At 39.0% G+C, this 16,549-nt stretch carries 18 protein-coding genes; 7 read left to right on the top strand and 11 right to left on the bottom strand.

Features of this window, described 5'->3' with window-relative positions; genetic code table 11:
- Nucleotides 1-25: 25 nt before the first annotated feature.
- Together J2S17_RS25755 and J2S17_RS25750 are read right to left on the bottom strand one after the other, a co-directional pair.
- A complete protein-coding gene (locus J2S17_RS25755) occupies nt 26-1,231 on the bottom strand; it encodes an MFS transporter (protein WP_307479475.1) in 1,206 nt (401 codons plus the stop codon).
- Nucleotides 1,232-1,258: 27 nt separating this feature from the next.
- Nucleotides 1,259-1,849 (bottom strand): TetR/AcrR family transcriptional regulator, encoded by a 591-nt coding sequence (locus J2S17_RS25750; RefSeq protein WP_307479472.1) that lies wholly within the window; start codon nt 1,847-1,849, stop codon nt 1,259-1,261.
- 440 nt (nt 1,850-2,289) lie between these two features.
- On the opposite strand from J2S17_RS25750, the gene J2S17_RS25745 reads away from it, so the two are divergent.
- From J2S17_RS25745 to J2S17_RS25735, 3 genes are all read left to right on the top strand, one after another.
- On the top strand, nt 2,290-3,072 hold the full coding sequence (locus J2S17_RS25745) for an amino acid ABC transporter substrate-binding protein (protein ID WP_307479469.1): 783 nt from the start codon (nt 2,290-2,292) through the stop codon (nt 3,070-3,072).
- Nucleotides 3,073-3,137: 65 nt separating this feature from the next.
- On the top strand, nt 3,138-3,797 hold the full coding sequence (locus J2S17_RS25740) for an amino acid ABC transporter permease (protein ID WP_307479467.1): 660 nt from the start codon (nt 3,138-3,140) through the stop codon (nt 3,795-3,797).
- 15 nt (nt 3,798-3,812) lie between these two features.
- Entirely contained in the window at nt 3,813-4,559 is a 747-nt protein-coding gene (locus tag J2S17_RS25735) for an amino acid ABC transporter ATP-binding protein (RefSeq protein ID WP_307479465.1), read from the top strand.
- Between the two features lie 64 nt (nt 4,560-4,623).
- On the opposite strand, the gene J2S17_RS25730 is transcribed toward J2S17_RS25735, so the two are convergent.
- The 3 genes from J2S17_RS25730 to fdxA form a co-directional block, all read right to left on the bottom strand.
- Entirely contained in the window at nt 4,624-4,860 is a 237-nt protein-coding gene (locus tag J2S17_RS25730; RefSeq protein WP_307479462.1) for a ferredoxin family protein, read from the bottom strand.
- 17 nt (nt 4,861-4,877) lie between these two features.
- Entirely contained in the window at nt 4,878-5,408 is a 531-nt protein-coding gene (locus tag J2S17_RS25725; RefSeq protein WP_307479459.1) for a YwhD family protein, read from the bottom strand.
- Nucleotides 5,409-5,914: 506 nt separating this feature from the next.
- A complete protein-coding gene (gene fdxA, locus J2S17_RS25720; protein WP_307479456.1) occupies nt 5,915-6,151 on the bottom strand; it encodes a 4Fe-4S ferredoxin in 237 nt (78 codons plus the stop codon).
- A gap of 658 nt (nt 6,152-6,809) precedes the next feature.
- Here fdxA and J2S17_RS25715 point away from each other — a divergent pair.
- The 3 genes from J2S17_RS25715 (at nt 6,810) to J2S17_RS25705 (ending at nt 9,967) form a co-directional block, all read left to right on the top strand.
- Nucleotides 6,810-7,088 carry a hypothetical protein gene (locus tag J2S17_RS25715; protein ID WP_307479454.1) on the top strand — a complete coding sequence of 93 codons (279 nt, stop codon included), beginning with the start codon at nt 6,810-6,812 and terminating at the stop codon, nt 7,086-7,088.
- A gap of 363 nt (nt 7,089-7,451) precedes the next feature.
- Entirely contained in the window at nt 7,452-7,832 is a 381-nt protein-coding gene (locus tag J2S17_RS25710) for an ArsR/SmtB family transcription factor (protein WP_307479451.1), read from the top strand.
- Entirely contained in the window at nt 7,829-9,967 is a 2,139-nt protein-coding gene (locus tag J2S17_RS25705; RefSeq protein WP_307479449.1) for a heavy metal translocating P-type ATPase, read from the top strand. The genes J2S17_RS25710 and J2S17_RS25705 overlap by 4 nt, the downstream gene beginning before the upstream one ends.
- A 174-nt stretch (nt 9,968-10,141) precedes the next feature.
- On the opposite strand, the gene J2S17_RS25700 is transcribed toward J2S17_RS25705, so the two are convergent.
- On the bottom strand, nt 10,142-11,281 hold the full coding sequence (locus tag J2S17_RS25700) for a zinc-dependent alcohol dehydrogenase (RefSeq protein ID WP_307479447.1): 1,140 nt from the start codon (nt 11,279-11,281) through the stop codon (nt 10,142-10,144).
- 94 nt (nt 11,282-11,375) lie between these two features.
- Nucleotides 11,376-12,575 carry an iron-containing alcohol dehydrogenase gene (locus J2S17_RS25695; protein WP_307479445.1) on the bottom strand — a complete coding sequence of 400 codons (1,200 nt, stop codon included), beginning with the start codon at nt 12,573-12,575 and terminating at the stop codon, nt 11,376-11,378.
- Nucleotides 12,576-13,140: 565 nt separating this feature from the next.
- Here J2S17_RS25695 and J2S17_RS25690 point away from each other — a divergent pair.
- Entirely contained in the window at nt 13,141-13,611 is a 471-nt protein-coding gene (locus tag J2S17_RS25690) for an NUDIX domain-containing protein (RefSeq protein WP_307479553.1), read from the top strand.
- Between the two features lie 72 nt (nt 13,612-13,683).
- On the opposite strand, the gene J2S17_RS25685 is transcribed toward J2S17_RS25690, so the two are convergent.
- From J2S17_RS25685 to J2S17_RS25670, 4 genes are all read right to left on the bottom strand, one after another.
- Nucleotides 13,684-14,733 carry an NAD(P)/FAD-dependent oxidoreductase gene (locus J2S17_RS25685; RefSeq protein WP_307479441.1) on the bottom strand — a complete coding sequence of 350 codons (1,050 nt, stop codon included), beginning with the start codon at nt 14,731-14,733 and terminating at the stop codon, nt 13,684-13,686.
- 171 nt (nt 14,734-14,904) lie between these two features.
- The gene (locus J2S17_RS25680) at nt 14,905-16,053 is read right to left on the bottom strand and encodes a hypothetical protein (RefSeq protein ID WP_307479439.1); all 1,149 of its coding nucleotides are present in this window, start codon (nt 16,051-16,053) and stop codon (nt 14,905-14,907) included.
- A gap of 33 nt (nt 16,054-16,086) precedes the next feature.
- Nucleotides 16,087-16,254 carry a hypothetical protein gene (locus J2S17_RS25675; RefSeq protein ID WP_307479435.1) on the bottom strand — a complete coding sequence of 56 codons (168 nt, stop codon included), beginning with the start codon at nt 16,252-16,254 and terminating at the stop codon, nt 16,087-16,089.
- 33 nt (nt 16,255-16,287) lie between these two features.
- Nucleotides 16,288-16,549 (bottom strand): hypothetical protein (locus J2S17_RS25670; RefSeq protein ID WP_307479433.1); only part of this gene is annotated, 262 nt, incomplete at its 5' end.

Here is a 16,549-nt window from a genome sequence, read left to right as displayed (position 1 = left end):
CCGCCTTCTTATGGAGGAAAACCGATTACTCAGCCAATTTCTCCGCTAATTCTTTCTCTTTCCACATCATTGTAATACCAAGTCCGATAGCCATCACCACAGCTGCAAAGAGGTAAGGGTAGTGGATATTCACATCAAATAGTATTCCACCGACTGCAGGTCCGAAGATATTTCCTAAACTCGTATAGGTAGAATTCATTCCGGCAACGAAGCCTTGTTCTTTCCCGGCTGCCTTTGATAAAAATGTGGTTAATGCTGGACGTAATAAGTCAAATGCCAAGAAGATGAAGCAAGTGACCGCCAACACTGCCAAGAAGCCGGATATTACTGTGGAAGCCACTGCTAAAAGAGCACCCGTAATTAAACAGATTTGAATCAGTTTTTTCTCACCTAATTTATCGACCAGACTGCCAAACATAAATACTTGCACAACGACCCCGAAGATTGAGCTGATCGTTATAATCATGGCAATGTCTTTAGGTGTGAAGCCGAATTTATGATCGGAAAAAAGACTAAATACTGTCTCGTAAGCGGATAAACCGAAAGCGAGTACAAATACGATGATAAATGCAATAAAATAAATCGGGTTCAGTGATCTTTTTAAGTCTGATAAAAAATTTGTTTGTTTTGTATTTGCAACATTCTCGGCCATTTGTTCTTTCGTTAAGGTTTCTTTTAAGATAAATACCGATAAAATACATGCTAAAAGGGCAATGCCTGCCGCAAAGAAGAATGGAAGGCGAATTCCGTATTCAGCAATAAAACCGCCGATGCCCGGTCCGATAATAAATCCTGTACTGATTGCTGCTGAAATATATCCCATCGCTTTTGGTCGGTCCTGAATCGTTGTAATATCCGCCACATATGCAGTTACCCCGGGCATAATAAAGGCAGCACTAAATCCGCCTAAAATCCTTGATAAATAAAGTACCGATACATTTGTGCCTAAACCAAAAATCAGTTCCGATACACCAAAAAGAAATAAACCAATCGTGATGATTTTCTTTCTGCCATAACGGTCAACCCACCGTCCTGCAAATGGTGACATCACTAGCTGTGCCACCGCAAAGACTGCAACAAGATAGCCCATTGTGCTGCCTGATAAATGCATCAGGTTCATAAAAGACGGCATAACGGGAATGATGAGTCCGATACCTAGAAATGCGATGAATATATTGCTCAAAAGAATAATTAATACCATCTTTTGTTCTTTAATTGGTTTTTGTACCATAATAAAAACACCTCTTTCTGTCTCAAATCAATGAAGTGAAATACCTCGCCAAAACACGGTCCAAGAGGCTTCTAATTTTTCGATGAGCCGATGCTCATCATTGCCATATACGAGCTCCAGCATGATGGAATCGACGACGCCGAGGAAGGCGTAGGTCGGTGTTTTTGCCGCATCTCCGACAATTAGTTGAGCATCGATCCATTCCTGAAATTTATTTTCTAATATAGCCTGCACTTTTTCTTCAATATCAACGACTTCCTTTTCAATTGATTTTTCAAGATGTGCGGGCGGAAAAAAGGATATGCGCAGCCAAAACTTCAATTGTTCATTTTTTTGAAAAAGGTCGATCACTAAATTTAAGAATCCATATAAATCTTTTTCAGGCGTCAGTGAGTCAACCTCACTAAAATACTGAAGCTTGGAAGAGAGCTCTGTCTCCTTTGCATCACGCAAAACTTGCAGGAAAAGGTCATCTTTTCCTTTAAAATGTCCGTAAATGGATTGTTTCTTCATGCCGACTTCTTCAGCTATTTGTGAGAGAGACGCTCCTTCATATCCATGAATCGTAAAATATTTAAGGGCAGCCTCTTTAATTTCATCGCTTTTCAGTTTTATCACCTCATTATTTAACGAACGTTCGTCAGTTATCTTAGCAGATTAAATCAAGGTAAGCAAGAAATTTTTTTTATCCAAGATTTCCAATTGCGATTGTTTATTATTTGCCCGATAAATTTCTACTATAGAGATCTTTAAAGCTTCCTTAGTTTACTGGAAAGCTGACCAAAATACAGAAGTTCTTTGGAGATTTGCAGTGAAATTTTGTAGATAGAAGCACGTTCTTCCATCACATTTTTGATTAGGAAAGCACTGTTAAATCTGTTTAGTTATGATTGCGGTCAATATAATAGTAGGAATAATCAATGATTTGAAAATATATCAAATTATCATCTTGACATCTATTTTTGTAATGTGGTAAATTTATTTTATCACTCTAACATATTAACATACTAAAGCATTCGTACTAATCATAATTCTATTTTTATAAAGGTGGTTTTTATATGAAAAGACGATTCGCAATTTTATTAACATCCATTCTGCTCATCTCTGTTCTTGCAGCATGTACAAGCAGTTCTTCCGGTGAAGCGGATGGGGGTAAGACAATCGTCGTTGGCATAGATGATAAATTTGCACCAATGGGATTCAGGGACGAAAAGAATGAAATCGTTGGCTTTGATATTGATTTAGCTAAAGCAGTTATCGAAAAAATGGGTGCAACACCTAAGTTCCAGCCGATTGATTGGAAAACAAAAGAATCTGAGTTAAGCAGCGGCCGGATTGATCTTATCTGGAATGGATATACGATTACAGACGAACGTAAAGAAAAGGTGCTTTTTACTAAGCCTTATTTAAGTAATGCTCAAGTAGCTGTAACCTTAACTGATTCTGATTTGATTGAATTAAGTGATTTAGAAGGAAAGGTTGTCGGTTTGCAATCACTTTCTTCAGCAGCAGATGCGTTGAATGACAATAAAATTAGTTCAAAGGTAAAAGAGATCACCGAGTTTTCCGATAATGTGATGGCACTAAGTGATCTTAAGAACGGTCGTTTAGACGCAGTGATCATCGATGAAATTGTCATCGATTATTATATGACGAAAGAAAAGGACACCTTTAAAATTCTCGATGAATCACTTGCACCAGAGGAATATGGCATTGGTGTGAAAAAAGGAAATGCCGAATTGCTAGAGGATCTTCAAACAGCACTTGATGAGCTGATTGAGAATGGTGCTGCTGGTGAAATCTCAGAAAAATGGTTTGGTGAGGATCGATTATTAAAATAACAACTATAAGATAGAGCAGGATTTCCTTTGGGAACCCTGTTTTGTTTTTTGGAGGGGCTTTTCCTATGTCTTTAGAATATATCATCACACTCCTTAAGCCGATGCTTGAAGGGGCACAAGTGACCGTACTCTTGTTCTTGATTGCCATAGTGGTGTCGATTCCTCTAGGATTCTTGTTGACGCTTGCTGCTAGAAGTAGTATCAAAGTGATAGCTTGGTTCGCACAGGGCTATATTTATGTCATGCGCGGGACACCTTTATTGCTGCAACTTTTATTCATTTGTTTTGGTTTACCGATGCTTCCAGTGGTTGGAGAGTATTTGGTGCTTGACCGATTTGTTGCGGCTTGTTTAGGATTTATTTTGAATTATGCCGCTTATTTTGCAGAAATCTTTCGTGGAGGCTTGCTGTCTATTGATAAAGGTCAATATGAAGCTTCTAAAGTCCTAGGAATGGGCAAGTGGCAGACTTTGACGAGGATTATCATTCCGCAAATGTTTCGTGTTGCACTTCCTGCACTCGCGAATGAATCGGTCACCCTCGTAAAGGATACGGCCCTCTTATATGCGGTTGCCGTACCAGAGTTATTACACTTTGCGCAAACAGCGGTAAATAGAGATTTTACCATCTTGCCATTTTTCTTAGCTGCGATCATATATTTGCTTATGACTCTTGTATTGTCATTGTTTTTTAAATTTCTTGAACGAAAATTCAAGTTTGAATAGGAAGGCGTGATAAAAGTGACTGTTATAGAAGTTTCTAATCTTAAAAAGGCATATGGGGAGCTAGATGTACTGAAGGGGATTAGTTTACGTGTAAATAAAAACGATGTCGTGGCTATCATCGGTCCTTCAGGTTCAGGAAAAAGCACAATGCTGCGCAGTCTGGTCCTTCTAGAAGAAATAGATGAAGGGAGCATATGCATTTCGGATGCTCATCTTGTGAAGGATGGAGTCTACTCGAAGCCGCAGGAAATCAAGACAATTACAGCTAAAATGGGCATGGTTTTTCAGCATTTTAATCTTTTTCCGCATTTGACTGTAAAAGAAAATTTAGAGATTGCACCAAAAATGGCGAAGAAAGAGTCGCTAAAACTGATTCAACAACGGAGTGGTGAGCTTTTAGAAAAAGTGGGTCTTACCAATTGGGCCAATGCGTATCCTGCAAAGCTCTCAGGCGGTCAAAAGCAAAGAGTTGCGATTGCTAGAGCGTTGATGATGGAACCGGAAATATTGCTATTCGATGAACCAACCTCGGCTTTGGATCCCGAATTGACAGGGGAAGTCCTGCAGGTCATGAAAGATTTAGCTCAGGAAAAAATGACAATGATCGTGGTTACTCATGAAATGGGATTTGCTAGAGAGGTAGCTACAGAAGCGATCTTTATGGATAATGGCGAGGTGATTGAATCGGGTGAACCAACACAATTATTCACGAATCCTCAGAATGAAAGAACAAAGGCTTTTTTGAAGCGAAGCTTGAAGTAAAGAAATTTTCATCTTGAAAATCAACAGCAGGTTCGGATCTTACCGAGACCTGCTGTTTGCCACATTACACATTAAAATACTTCTTAGCTTTTTCAAAGAATAACTTTTCTTCCTCTTGAAGTTCATCTTCATGAAAAATTGCTTCTACAGGGCAGGCAGTTTCACATGCACCGCAGTCGATACAGATGGATGGATCAATTAAATATTGGTCTTCTCCTTTTTCAATACAGTCAACAGGGCAAACATCCAAGCAATCAGCTGCTTGTTCATCTATACATGGTGATGTAATTACAAATGCCATTCTTTTTTACCTCCAAATTATCTTTTCCATAGTTCTTTGAACGCTGACGTTGAGTTATTCCAATAATCTTCATAACCCAATAAGAAATCTTTGAGTATTGCTTTAGACGGGTCATCCATATGGTCAATTTGAAATTTGCTTTTTAGGGCTTTATCAAGACTGTTCACATGTTCGGGTAAAGATTTATACCCTAAGCGGATTCGTCTTTCTTCTCGGGATACAAGGAGATCGGCAGCCCCTATGCCTGAGAAGTGGGCGCCATTTTTACCAATATCGATTGCTACCCATACAATCCAAAATAATTGAGGATCGATCAAACCTTCTTTTTCACGCTGGAATCGTACTTTCTTTTCTACGCGACTTCTTGCATGCAGTGCTTCCATATCAATAAATGCTTCATGATTCTCTGGATCAACAATAATTGGAGTGATGTTTTCTAATGAGAGGGTTCCAACACCGAATCCACCTTCTCCTCTAGTCGGGTCATTTTTTAGAATTGGAAATTGCACACCACTACCGGGTGAGTTGTTGTTAGAATTAGGTTTCATAAGCCAAATCCTTTACTAAAATATTTTAAAGCAATTTGATTGTGATCTTCTGATGCGGGTAATGAAAAGTTTATTTTATATATCGTAAGATGAAAAAAATCATTGATACACCAATGCTAAATTCTAATGAAGCTTTAAGAGAAATGTATAGAAGCTTATTTCAGTTTTACATATGTGTCTTATATGGTTTTCTATTAAGAAGTCTTTTGGCTGGGAGTAGCGATTTGCCTTGCATTCAACATAAAGTACTTTATAAGCATTCCCCCTAAAAAGCTTTTTATTATAGTTTTTATACTAAATGGTATAAAAACTATAATTCAACGCTACTATATTCTTTTCAACTTTGCAAATGATAATTTAAAAAGTAAATAAGAGGAAAATGGCAGTTTATAAATTATATAAAAAAGATAGGATTAAAAGCACGTGCTGCAAGGCTGCATCCAGTGCTTTTAATCCTATCATTCAAGGTTATTGGTAATAATCCTGATAAAAATTTGTTTAAAAAATTATACATTAAAGTATTGCTTAGCTTTATCAAAGAAAACCCTTTGCTCATCCTCAAGATCTTCTTCATATACAATGGCTTCGACCGGACAAACGGTCTCGCACGCGCCGCAATCGATGCAAGTGGCTGGGTCAATTAAATATTGGTCTTCCCCTTTTTCAATACAATCAACTGGACAAGCATCTAAACAATCCCCTGCTTGTTCGTTTATACAAGGTGAAGTGATAACGTATGCCATTAATTTTCTCCTCCTGTTATATTTATTCCATATAGATTCGAGTTCTCTAAGCTGCTAGTTAGTAATCCATATGGTTAATCCTAAATTTAATGTTTGAATGAGGTTTGCATAGGTACTACTCATTCCAATAGCTGGGATACAGGCAATAATAGATGGGGACAATTATTAAGTACTAGTGAAGTGAAGAATGATTATTTGTATATATTCCTTATTTCGAAAGCTTCAAACTTACTACCTTTTTCAAATCCACTTCTTTTTAAATAGATGCAAGAAACCCATACACTATTCTTAATTTGAAGAAAATTATCAATATTGTTTCTTCTATCATTTTATACTACAGATTATAACTTTTAAAGAGATGTTGTAAATGTTTCTTGTGTTTTTACGAGAGACTTAGGGGGAGAGTGGAATGGTTGGCAGAATAGAGCCGAGTGAATGATGTTTGTCCATTTAATGAATGAGGATAATTATACTGGTTTCTTACATGCAATAGATGAAAATTCACCTTCTTTTTTGAAAGTATATATACCATTTAAATTGTGAGATATGTCCATGATTTGGTTGAAATTTAATGGGTGTGATATTGTATTTATATAGTGAATTTCTAAAAAAAGTCGATAGCTAAACTGTAAGTAATCCGATTCAAGGAGCTGTTTCTGTGTTATTTAAATTAGCTTTACTCATCATCACGGTTTGTTTAATCATCTATATATTTCTATTGCAACATAAAGTAAAAAAGCTGCAAAAGAAGCTGAATAAGCATTTGCAGAAACAACAGTCCATGACGATATCTAACAATAAGGAATTAGAAGAAAGAGTGACATATATGCGAAAAAATGGCCACTCCAGTGTTGAAATCATAAAGTTTGTCAGAGGTGAAACGGATCTAGGATTAGTACAGGCTAAGAAATATGTGGATCGTGTACTAAACCAGTAATATGTTGAAAGGGGTTATGTCAAATCTCTAGTTACGTACGTAATTTATATAGTAAACATAGTGCTTTTTTATGGCTCTGTTTTTAAATAAACGTTAGATAGCATATTTGAAAATGCTTATCAAAGTGAGATATCGACGAAAAAATAAATATATCGAACAAAATCCGAATATATCGATCAAACAGTCAAATACCGCCGCAATCGCAAGAAAGCATAAATCCCTCTCCCAAGAGGTTTTATGCTTTTTTTTCTTAAATATATGTTCATTCAAACAAATATTTGATTAAATCCTTTGACAAAAATCATGGTTCTCTCATAGACTAAGAGTAAGTCAATCAAAAGAATGTTTGAATGAGGTGCTGAAATGGGACAAAAAACTGAAAAAGACCGGATGCATGATGTGTGTGAAACGTTTAGCTATGATGAGGAAAAAGTCAATCGTGTGCAGCTGAGGGTTGGGGAAGTCAGCGGCCTGGAGCAATTATTCAAAGCGCTGTCTGATGCAACGCGAATAAAAATTGCCTATGCACTAACAATAGAAGATGAGTTATGTGTATGTGATGTCGCAAATATTATTGGCTCTTCAACAGCTACAGCTTCACATCATTTGAGGCTGTTAAGAAGTATCGGCTTAGCAAAGTTTCGCAAGGAAGGAAAGCTAGCTTTTTACTCTTTAGATGATGACCATGTGAAGCAATTAATTCAAGTAGCTTATGCCCATCATAAGGAGGGTGTTCGAACTTGAGTAATGAAGCAGAGAAAAATGTCTATCGTGTGGAGGGCTTTTCCTGTGCCCATTGTGCTGGGAAGTTTGAGAAGAATGTAAACAGCCTTCCAGGCGTTCAGATAGCAAAAGTGAATTTTGGCGCATCGAAAATCTCTGTTACCGGTGATGCATCCATTGCAGAAATAGAAAAGGCTGGAGCATTTGAAAACCTAAAAGTTTTTTCCGAAAAGAAAAAAGCTACTCCAGCTGAAGAGAAAAAGGCAGAAAACACCTCATTCTTTAAAAAATATAATACGTTACTTTATGCAGCTCTTTTAGTTGTGTTTGGGTATGTTTCTTGGTTTGCTAACGGTGAGAGCAACCTTGTGACAATTCTGCTATTCTTAGCTTCGATTTTAATTGGAGGCTTATCTTTATTAAAGATTGGCCTGCAGAACTTAATCAAGCTTGATTTTGATATGAAAACGTTAATGACAGTCGCTGTTATTGGCGGCGCCATTATTGGTGAATGGGGAGAAGTCGCTGTTGTCGTGATTCTGTTTGCTCTAAGTGAGGAGCTGGAGCGTTTTTCAATGGATAGAGCGCGACAATCGATTCGCTCATTGATGCAAATTGCACCGAAAGAAGCGCTTGTACGAAGAAACGGACATGAAGTGTTGGTCCATGTGAATGATATCGCTATTGGAGATATCATGATTGTCAAGCCAGGTCAGAAGATAGCGATGGATGGTGTGGTTGAAAAGGGGCATTCATCAGTCAATCAAGCATCTATTACAGGAGAATCAGTCCCCGTTGAAAAGGCTGTAAATGACGAGGTATTTGCAGGTACCATCAACGAAGAAGGCTTCCTGGAAGTGAAAATTACTAAGCTTGTAGAGGATACAACGATTTCGAAAATTATCCACCTTGTGGAGGAAGCGCAAGGGGAGAGAGCACCTTCGCAAGCATTTATTGATAAGTTTGCCAAGTACTATACCCCAATTATTATGGTGATTGCCGCGTTAGTTGCGGTCATTCCACCGTTATTGTTGGGTGGCAGCTGGGGAGATTGGATATATCAAGGATTAGCAGTTCTTGTTGTTGGCTGTCCATGTGCATTGGTGATTTCTACACCAATTGCCATTGTTTCCGCCATCGGGAATGCAGCGAAAAAAGGTGTACTAATCAAAGGCGGCATCTACCTCGAAGAAATGGGTTCATTAAAAGCGATAGCGTTTGATAAGACAGGTACCTTAACGAAAGGTGTGCCAGCAGTAACTGACTTTGAAGTCATTAATCATCAAGTGAATGAACTTGAATTACTTGCTATTGTCACTGCGCTGGAGAAACGCTCACAGCACCCGCTTGCATCAGCTATTTTGAAAAAGGCAGATGCTGCAGGGCTTGACTATAAAAATATTGAGGTTGATCAATTTTCTTCTATCACAGGTAAAGGAATCACTGGGGTGGTACAGGGCAAAACGTATTATATAGGCAGTCCTAAGTTATTTAATGAGCTGGGTATTCCCACAAATCACATCGAGGAAAAGGTAAGGTTACTTCAGAATCAAGGGAAAACCGCCATGGTCATTAGTAATGAAGGCGAGGTTTTAGCTGTTATTGCTGTTGCAGATGAGTTGCGGAATACGAGTAAAGAGGTCATTGAAAAACTTCATGAACTTGGCGTAAAGGAAACGATCATGCTTACTGGTGATAATGAAGCAACTGCCAATGTAGTTGGGTCTCATGTTGGAGTAACGGCTGTGCAGTCAGAGCTTATGCCAGAGGATAAATTAAATAATATTAAGCAATTACGATCCCGATACAGCCATGTAGCTATGGTGGGTGATGGGGTCAACGATGCACCAGCATTAGCTGCTGCAACGGTAGGAATTGCAATGGGAGGTGCTGGTACAGATACAGCGCTGGAAACGGCTGATGTTGCTCTTATGGCGGATGATCTGCAAAAGCTTCCGTTTACGATAAGACTAAGCCGAAAAGCGATGAATGTCATTAAGGCGAACATTACCTTCTCAATTGCCATTAAATTATTTGCGCTATTATTAGTGATTCCAGGTTGGCTTACACTCTGGATAGCGATATTGGCTGATATTGGTGCAACCCTTATCGTCGCATTAAATAGCATGAGATTGATGAGAGTGAAGGAAAAATAAACCACCAAATTGAAAAGCACCCCAAGTAACTGGAGGTGCTTTTCTTATGTCTGAAATACAGTAGTAGAGTAAGCAAAACTAAAAGATATGAGCCTAGTACAATGCCGAGCTCATACCAACAAGCAACCTAACGAATATACCCGTTATGTGGTCACTTCAATTCAGGGATTCTTCTTATGGCTTCAAGATTACTTTAATACAGTCATCTTCATGGTTTTGAAAAATATGATAAGCATCGCTGGCTTGATCAAGCGGAATGCGATGTGTAATGATTTCAGTCGGATCAAATTCGCCTGCATTGATTTGATCAAACAGCATTGGCATTAAGTGAACGACTGGTGCTTGTCCCATTTTCAGAGTGATGTTTCGTTCGAATACATTGCCTAGAGGGAATTGGTTATACTTGGAGCCATAGACGCCAGTAATTTGGATTGTTCCAAATTTGCGCACGGAATCCATCCCGATTTTAAGTGGACTCAATGTTCCGCCAGATAGCTTGAGCTTTTGTTCGATTGCTTCTATTGGCGACTTTTTACCGTCCATTCCAACACAATCGATGACCACATCTGCACCCCCGCTCGTCAATTCCTTGATGTATAAGCCGGAGTCGTCCTGCTCTTCAAAGTTGATTGTTTCGACTTTATTCATTTTCTTCGCCTGATTTAGTCGATAGGGAAGACGGTCCACTGCAATCACTCGATTGGCTCCCTTCATCCATGCGAATTTCTGGGTCATCAAGCCAACAGGGCCGCATCCTAGAACAACTACAGTATCACCTTTTTTCACTCCAGCATTTTCTACACTCCAATAAGCGGTTGGAAGAACATCTGATAAAAATAATACAGCTTCATCAGGCAGATCCGATGATTCTGGAATTACGAATGGAAGGAAGTTTCCATAAGGTACCCGCAATAACTCTGCTTGCCCACCTAGATATCCTCCAAAACGGTCTGTAAAACCAAAATACGCGCCCGAATCCACTTCAGGATTAGGATTTGAATTGTCGCATTGGCTCTCCATAGCATTTTCACAATAAAAGCAATGTCCGCAAGAGATATTAAACGGAAGGACGACACGATCTCCTTTTTTCACTTTTGTCACATCTGGTCCCACTTCTTCAACAATTCCCATTGGCTCATGTCCGATCACATATCCAGGTTCAGCAGGAATCGCTCCTTGATAAATATGAAGATCTGATCCACATATAGCTGTAGAAGTTACTCTGACAATCAAATCGTCTTTCTTCTGCAGCACAGGATCATCGACATTTCTTACTTGAATATCTTTAGCACCTTGGAAAGTTACGGCTTTCATGGAAGACCTCCTCTTTTTTGTTTATTGGAGTATTCCCTGAAAAACTGAAGTTACTCTGAAAATCGTCACTAATATTAAAAAACAACGCCTGTCATTACGGAGTTATCAGATTATAAAGAACCAAAAAATCATCCTTCGAAAAGATTTTTGGAACGGGATACAGCGGATTTGCTTCTTCGTAAGCCCGGTCTATCATGACAGGTATATCTTTTTCTTGAATTCCTTCGATTGTATTAGGGATCTGCATTTTTTTATTTAACTGCTTAATTTCATGAATGAAGGCATTGGCTTTCTTTTCAATAGAATCCTGTTCCTTTGTGATACCGACTAAATCAGCGAGTTCTGCTAATCGTTGATGAACAGACTGACCGTAATATTCCAATACATGAGGTAAGATCACAGCGTTCGCCAGTCCGTGTGGCACAGAATAAAATCCTCCTAACGTATGGGCAATCGCATGGATATTGCCTACATAAGCTCTCGTGAAAGCGAGGCCTGCAAAATAGGATGCCTGGAGCATTTTTGTACGGGCATCCAGATTGTCCCCATGTTCATAAGCGATAAACAAATACTTGAAAATCAAAGCAACAGCATGTTTACTGTACCCTTCCGTTTCCTTCGTATTGCTTTTTCCTATATACGCTTCAACAGCATGTGTCAGTGCATCCATTCCAGTTTGAGCGGTAATATGAGGGGGCAAGCCAATCGTGAGACAAGGGTCGAGAACCGCATATTTTGGAATGAGGGAAAGATCATTTACAGCATATTTTTCATGTGTAACAGGGTTAGAGAGCACTGCAGCCACTGTCCCTTCACTCCCCGTCCCAGCCGTAGTTGGTACCGCGAACAAAGGGGGGATCTCTTTTTTCACCTTAAAGAGACCTCTCATTTGCGGGATGCTTAAGGTTGGCTGAGCTATTCTAGCTCCGACCCCTTTAGCGCAATCCATCACTGAACCTCCGCCAAATGCAATAATCCCTTCACATTCCTGCTCTGTGTAAAGTGCGAGGGCCTCTTCAATATTATCAATCGTGGGGTTAGGAATCGTTTTGCCATAGATAAAATATAAAATGTCAGTCTGATCCAACTTAGCGCATAGAGGTTCAAGTAATCCAAGCTTCATTATACCGGGGTCTGTGACAATTAGAACCTTTTCAAGAGAGAGATCTTTAAGGATGTTTGAGAGTAGAAGTATGCTATCAGGACCCTTTAATAATTCCGGTGTCCGCCATTTTAGAAACCTTGATCCCATTCGCATACTCGCTTGAAACGTACGATAATAAAGTTTTTTCATAGGTTATCTCCTAATCTGGTATTTTCATCATGTAGGAGCACAAGAAGTAATTTTTAAGTCAATTATATTGTTTTTACTATATGCCGTAAATAAATGAGTAGATTGAAATCTGAAGTGAAGGGATTTATTTATACTGTTTAGAATATTTAAAGAGTAAGGTTTCATTTATTGTATGATGAAAGGTACGATTGTACCTCTTATTGGAGGGCGTAATTGAGAAATTATTTGATTTAAAGTTTGATAATAAAAAAGACTTAATAGCCGAAAAAATAGCAGAAAGCAAAGACAGGAATACAAGGATTATCCATTTTAACTTTCCCTCTTCAAGTAAAGAAATCCCTCCTCATATTCATCCAAAAAGGAGAGGATTGTGCATATATTATTGAAGGTGAACTAACCTATTATATTGATCTTGAAACGACCATCACTGTTAGGAGTGGAGAGCTTGTTGCCGGCTGGACGAATGTAGTGCATGCAACCGCCATTTGTCTTAGCCTCAAGATTTTCCCTCCTTAGATTGCGTTCCATTTTTTATTTCATAGAATTCTAAAAATCTTTTTTCTGTATTTGTCTGGATGAGGAGGTTTTGTTCCTCCAAAAAAATACGAATGCCAGTTTATACCCCGGACTTTTAGTGCCTGTTGGCGGACATATGGAGCATGATGAAATTAATGATCCGAAAAAAGCATGTATCAGAGAGGTTGAAGAAGAAACTGGATTATTAAGTGAACAAATTGATCAGCTAACACTGCGTTATATTGTATCGAGAATAAAGGGCAAAGATGAAATAAGAATACAGTATGTATTCTTTGGAACTGTATCGAAACGATTCACGTTAATTGATAGTGACGAGGGCTCTCTAACGTGGACGAAAATTTCAGATATCGCTCGTGAAGAGATTTCAGCAACTACCAATGAGATCATTTGTCATTTTCTTGATGTGGGTAAACAGACTCAAGGTGTATATGTAGGCTGTATGAAATCATCAGCCGGTAAACCGGGAATCACTTGGGGATCCTTAGAAGACTGGGAATGATGCCATTTGCTTTTTGACGAAAAAAAGAACCCCTACCATTCCATCTCACACGCAGGGGATCCAATTATGATTTTACTTCACTAATTGCTTAATCAATTCCTTATTCCGTTGCTTAAAGATTTCATTATGGGAAGATACCATACCTGATTGATGGGCGTCAGGCTGAACATATTGTTTTGCCCTGTTTACAGCATTTGCAGCATCTTGGAATGCCCCAGCGATTAGGTGTACTTTACCTTCGTTCATCAGGATATCACCAGCTGCATAGAGTCCTTCGACTGAGGATTCACTTCTTGCATTGCCATTAATATAGTAATCGTCGACCATTTTAATATCTAACTCACAATTGTTAAACAAGGCTGTATCACGTTCATAGCCATGATTGATGACGACATCATCAATGGTTAAGCTATTGATTTCACCAGTTTGATGATTCGTCAACTCCACACATTCTATCCTTTCGTGATCTGCACTAGCTGTGAGCTTTGAAATAGAAGTGTTAAAGAAACATTCTGCTGAGCTGCTTTGCAGTTGTGAGATTTGAGCTTCATGACCGTTTAAAGCATCTTTTCTATAAGTTAAGTAGACCTTTTTGGCGAAGGGTACTAATTCATTCGCCCAATCGATCGCAGAATTTCCACCGCCTGAGATAATCACTGTTTTATCTTTAAATCTTTGTAATGATTTCACAGTGTAATGCAGATTGGAAACTTCATACTTGTCAGCGCCCTCGACTTGCAGTTTCTGGGGCTTCAATATGCCTCCACCAACGGCAGCGATGATTGTTTTGGAGAAATGAGTTTGCCCTGAGGATGTATGTAAAATAAATATATTATTTTCATCTTTTGTGATTTTAATGACTTTCTCATTCAATTCGATAGTAGGGTCAAATGTTAATCCTTGGGTGACAAGCTGCTCAATTAGCTTCTCTCCTGGTGCAGGAGTCATTCCGCCAACATCCCAAATCATTTTTTCCGGATAAACATGAATTTTACCGCCTAGCTGAGGTTGATATTCTATTAGCTTTGTCTTCATGGATCGTAATCCGCTGTAAAAAGCAGAATATAGTCCAGCTGGACCTCCGCCAATTATTGTCACATCATATAACTCATGCTGTTCCATCATTTGTTCCCCCTTAATAAATATGCAATTGATTATCATTCTCATTTAACAATACAATGTTTTGAATGAAATAACAACATTTTTATTTAAAATGAACGAGGGAAAATCCTTAGATCACAGAAAGCTTGTCATGGAAATATAGAGGTACAGGGGTAATAGTATTGGTTTACACTAAATTATCAAACTAGTCCTGAACCGTTCTCTGAAAATCGAGGAAAGAGAGTAGAAAGAGGTTGATTCTCCTCTCACTCGAATCAAAACCGAGGAAAGAGAGTAGAAAGAGTCTGATTCTCCGCTCACCCGCATCAAAATTGAAGAAAGAGAGTAGGAAGAGGTTGATTCTCCGCTTACCCGAATCAAAATTGAGGAAAGAGAGTAGAAAGAGGTTGATTCTCCGCTCACCCGCATCAAAATCGCTGAAACAGAGTAGAAAGAGGTTGATTCTCCGCTCACCCGAATCAAAACCGAGTAAAGAGAGTAGAAAGAGGTTGATTCTCCGCTCACTCGCATCAAAATCGATGAAACAGAGTAGAAAGAGTCTGATTCTCCGCTCACCGGCATCAAAATTGAGGAAAGAGAGTAGAAAGAGTCTGATTCTCCGCTCACCCGCATCAAAATCGATGAAACAGAGTAGAAAGAGGTTGATTCTCCGCTCAGCCGCATCAAAATCGCTGAAAGAGAGTAAAAAGAGGTTGATTCTCCGCTCGTCCGAATCAAAATTGAGTAAAGAGAGTAGAAAGAGGTTGATTCTCCGCTCACTCGCATCAAAATCGATGAAACAGAGTAGAAAGAGTCTGATTCTCCGCTCACCCGAATCAAAACCGAGGAAAGAGAGTAGAAAGAGTCTGATTCTCCGCTTACCCGAATCAAAACCGAGGAAAGAGAGTAGAAAGAGTCTGATTCTCCGCTCACCCGCATCAAAATTGAGGAAAGAGAGTAGAAAGAGTCTGATTCTCCGCTCACTCGCATCAAAATCGCTGAAACAGAGTAGAAAGAGTCTGATTCTCCGCTCATCCGAATCAAAATGGATGAAACAGAGTAGAAAGAGTCTGATTCTCCGCTCATCCGTACCAAAACCGAGTAAAGAGAGTAGAAAGAGGTTGATTCTCCGCTCATCCGAATCAAAATTGAGTAAAGAGAGTAGGAAGAGGTTGATTCTCCGCTTACCCGAATCAAAATTGAGGAAAGAGAGTAGAAAGAGTCTGATTCTCCGCTCACCCGCATCAAAATCGATGAAACAGAGTAGAAAGAGTCTGATTCTCCGCTCACCCGCATCAAAATCGATGAAACAGAGTAGAAAGAGGTTGATTCTCCGCTCATCCAAATCAAAATGAGGATAGAGAGTAGAAAGAGTCATTCTCCGCTCATCCGAATCAAAATTGAGGAAAGAGAGTAGAAAGAGGTTGATTCTCCGCTCATCCGAATCAAAATTGAGGAAAGAGAGTAGAAAGAGTCTGATTCTCCGCTCATCCGAATCAAAATTGAGGAAAGAGAGTAGAAAGAGGTTGATTCTCCGCTCATCCAAATCAAAATGAGGATAGAGAGTAGAAAGAGTCATTCTCCGCTCATCCGAATCAAAATTGAGGAAAGAGAGTAGAAAGAGGTTGATTCTCCGCTCATCCGAATCAAAATTGAGGAAAGAGAGTAGAAAGAGTCTGATTCTCCGCTCATCCGAATCAAAATTGAGGAAAGAGAGTAGAAAGAGGTTGATTCTCCGCTCGTCCGAATCAAAATTGAGGAAAGAGAGTAGAAAGAGGTTGATTCTCCGCTCGTCCGAATCAAAATTGAGGAAAGAGAGTAGAAAGAGGTTGATTCT

This window comes from Cytobacillus purgationiresistens, from assembly GCF_030813235.1.
GTDB classification, from domain to species: Bacteria; Bacillota; Bacilli; order Bacillales; family Cytobacillaceae; genus Cytobacillus; species Cytobacillus purgationiresistens.
This window is presented reverse-complemented; position numbering and strand designations above follow the sequence as displayed.

Coding starts and splice junctions, on each gene's coding strand:
- J2S17_RS25755 (WP_307479475.1), bottom strand. CDS start 1,231: ATGGTACAAAAACCAATTAAAGAACAAAAGATGGTATTAATTATTCTT.
- J2S17_RS25745 (WP_307479469.1), top strand. CDS start 2,290: ATGAAAAGACGATTCGCAATTTTATTAACATCCATTCTGCTCATCTCT.
- J2S17_RS25740 (WP_307479467.1), top strand. CDS start 3,138: ATGTCTTTAGAATATATCATCACACTCCTTAAGCCGATGCTTGAAGGG.
- J2S17_RS25730 (WP_307479462.1), bottom strand. CDS start 4,860: ATGGCATTTGTAATTACATCACCATGTATAGATGAACAAGCAGCTGAT.
- J2S17_RS25725 (WP_307479459.1), bottom strand. CDS start 5,408: ATGAAACCTAATTCTAACAACAACTCACCCGGTAGTGGTGTGCAATTT.
- fdxA (WP_307479456.1), bottom strand. CDS start 6,151: ATGGCATACGTTATCACTTCACCTTGTATAAACGAACAAGCAGGGGAT.
- J2S17_RS25710 (WP_307479451.1), top strand. CDS start 7,452: ATGGGACAAAAAACTGAAAAAGACCGGATGCATGATGTGTGTGAAACG.
- J2S17_RS25700 (WP_307479447.1), bottom strand. CDS start 11,281: ATGAAAGCCGTAACTTTCCAAGGTGCTAAAGATATTCAAGTAAGAAAT.
- J2S17_RS25695 (WP_307479445.1), bottom strand. CDS start 12,575: ATGAAAAAACTTTATTATCGTACGTTTCAAGCGAGTATGCGAATGGGA.
- J2S17_RS25685 (WP_307479441.1), bottom strand. CDS start 14,733: ATGGAACAGCATGAGTTATATGATGTGACAATAATTGGCGGAGGTCCA.
- J2S17_RS25680 (WP_307479439.1), bottom strand. CDS start 16,053: ATGAGCGGAGAATCAACCTCTTTCTACTCTGTTTCATCGATTTTGATG.
- J2S17_RS25675 (WP_307479435.1), bottom strand. CDS start 16,254: ATGAGCGGAGAATCAACCTCTTTCTACTCTCTTTCCTCAATTTTGATT.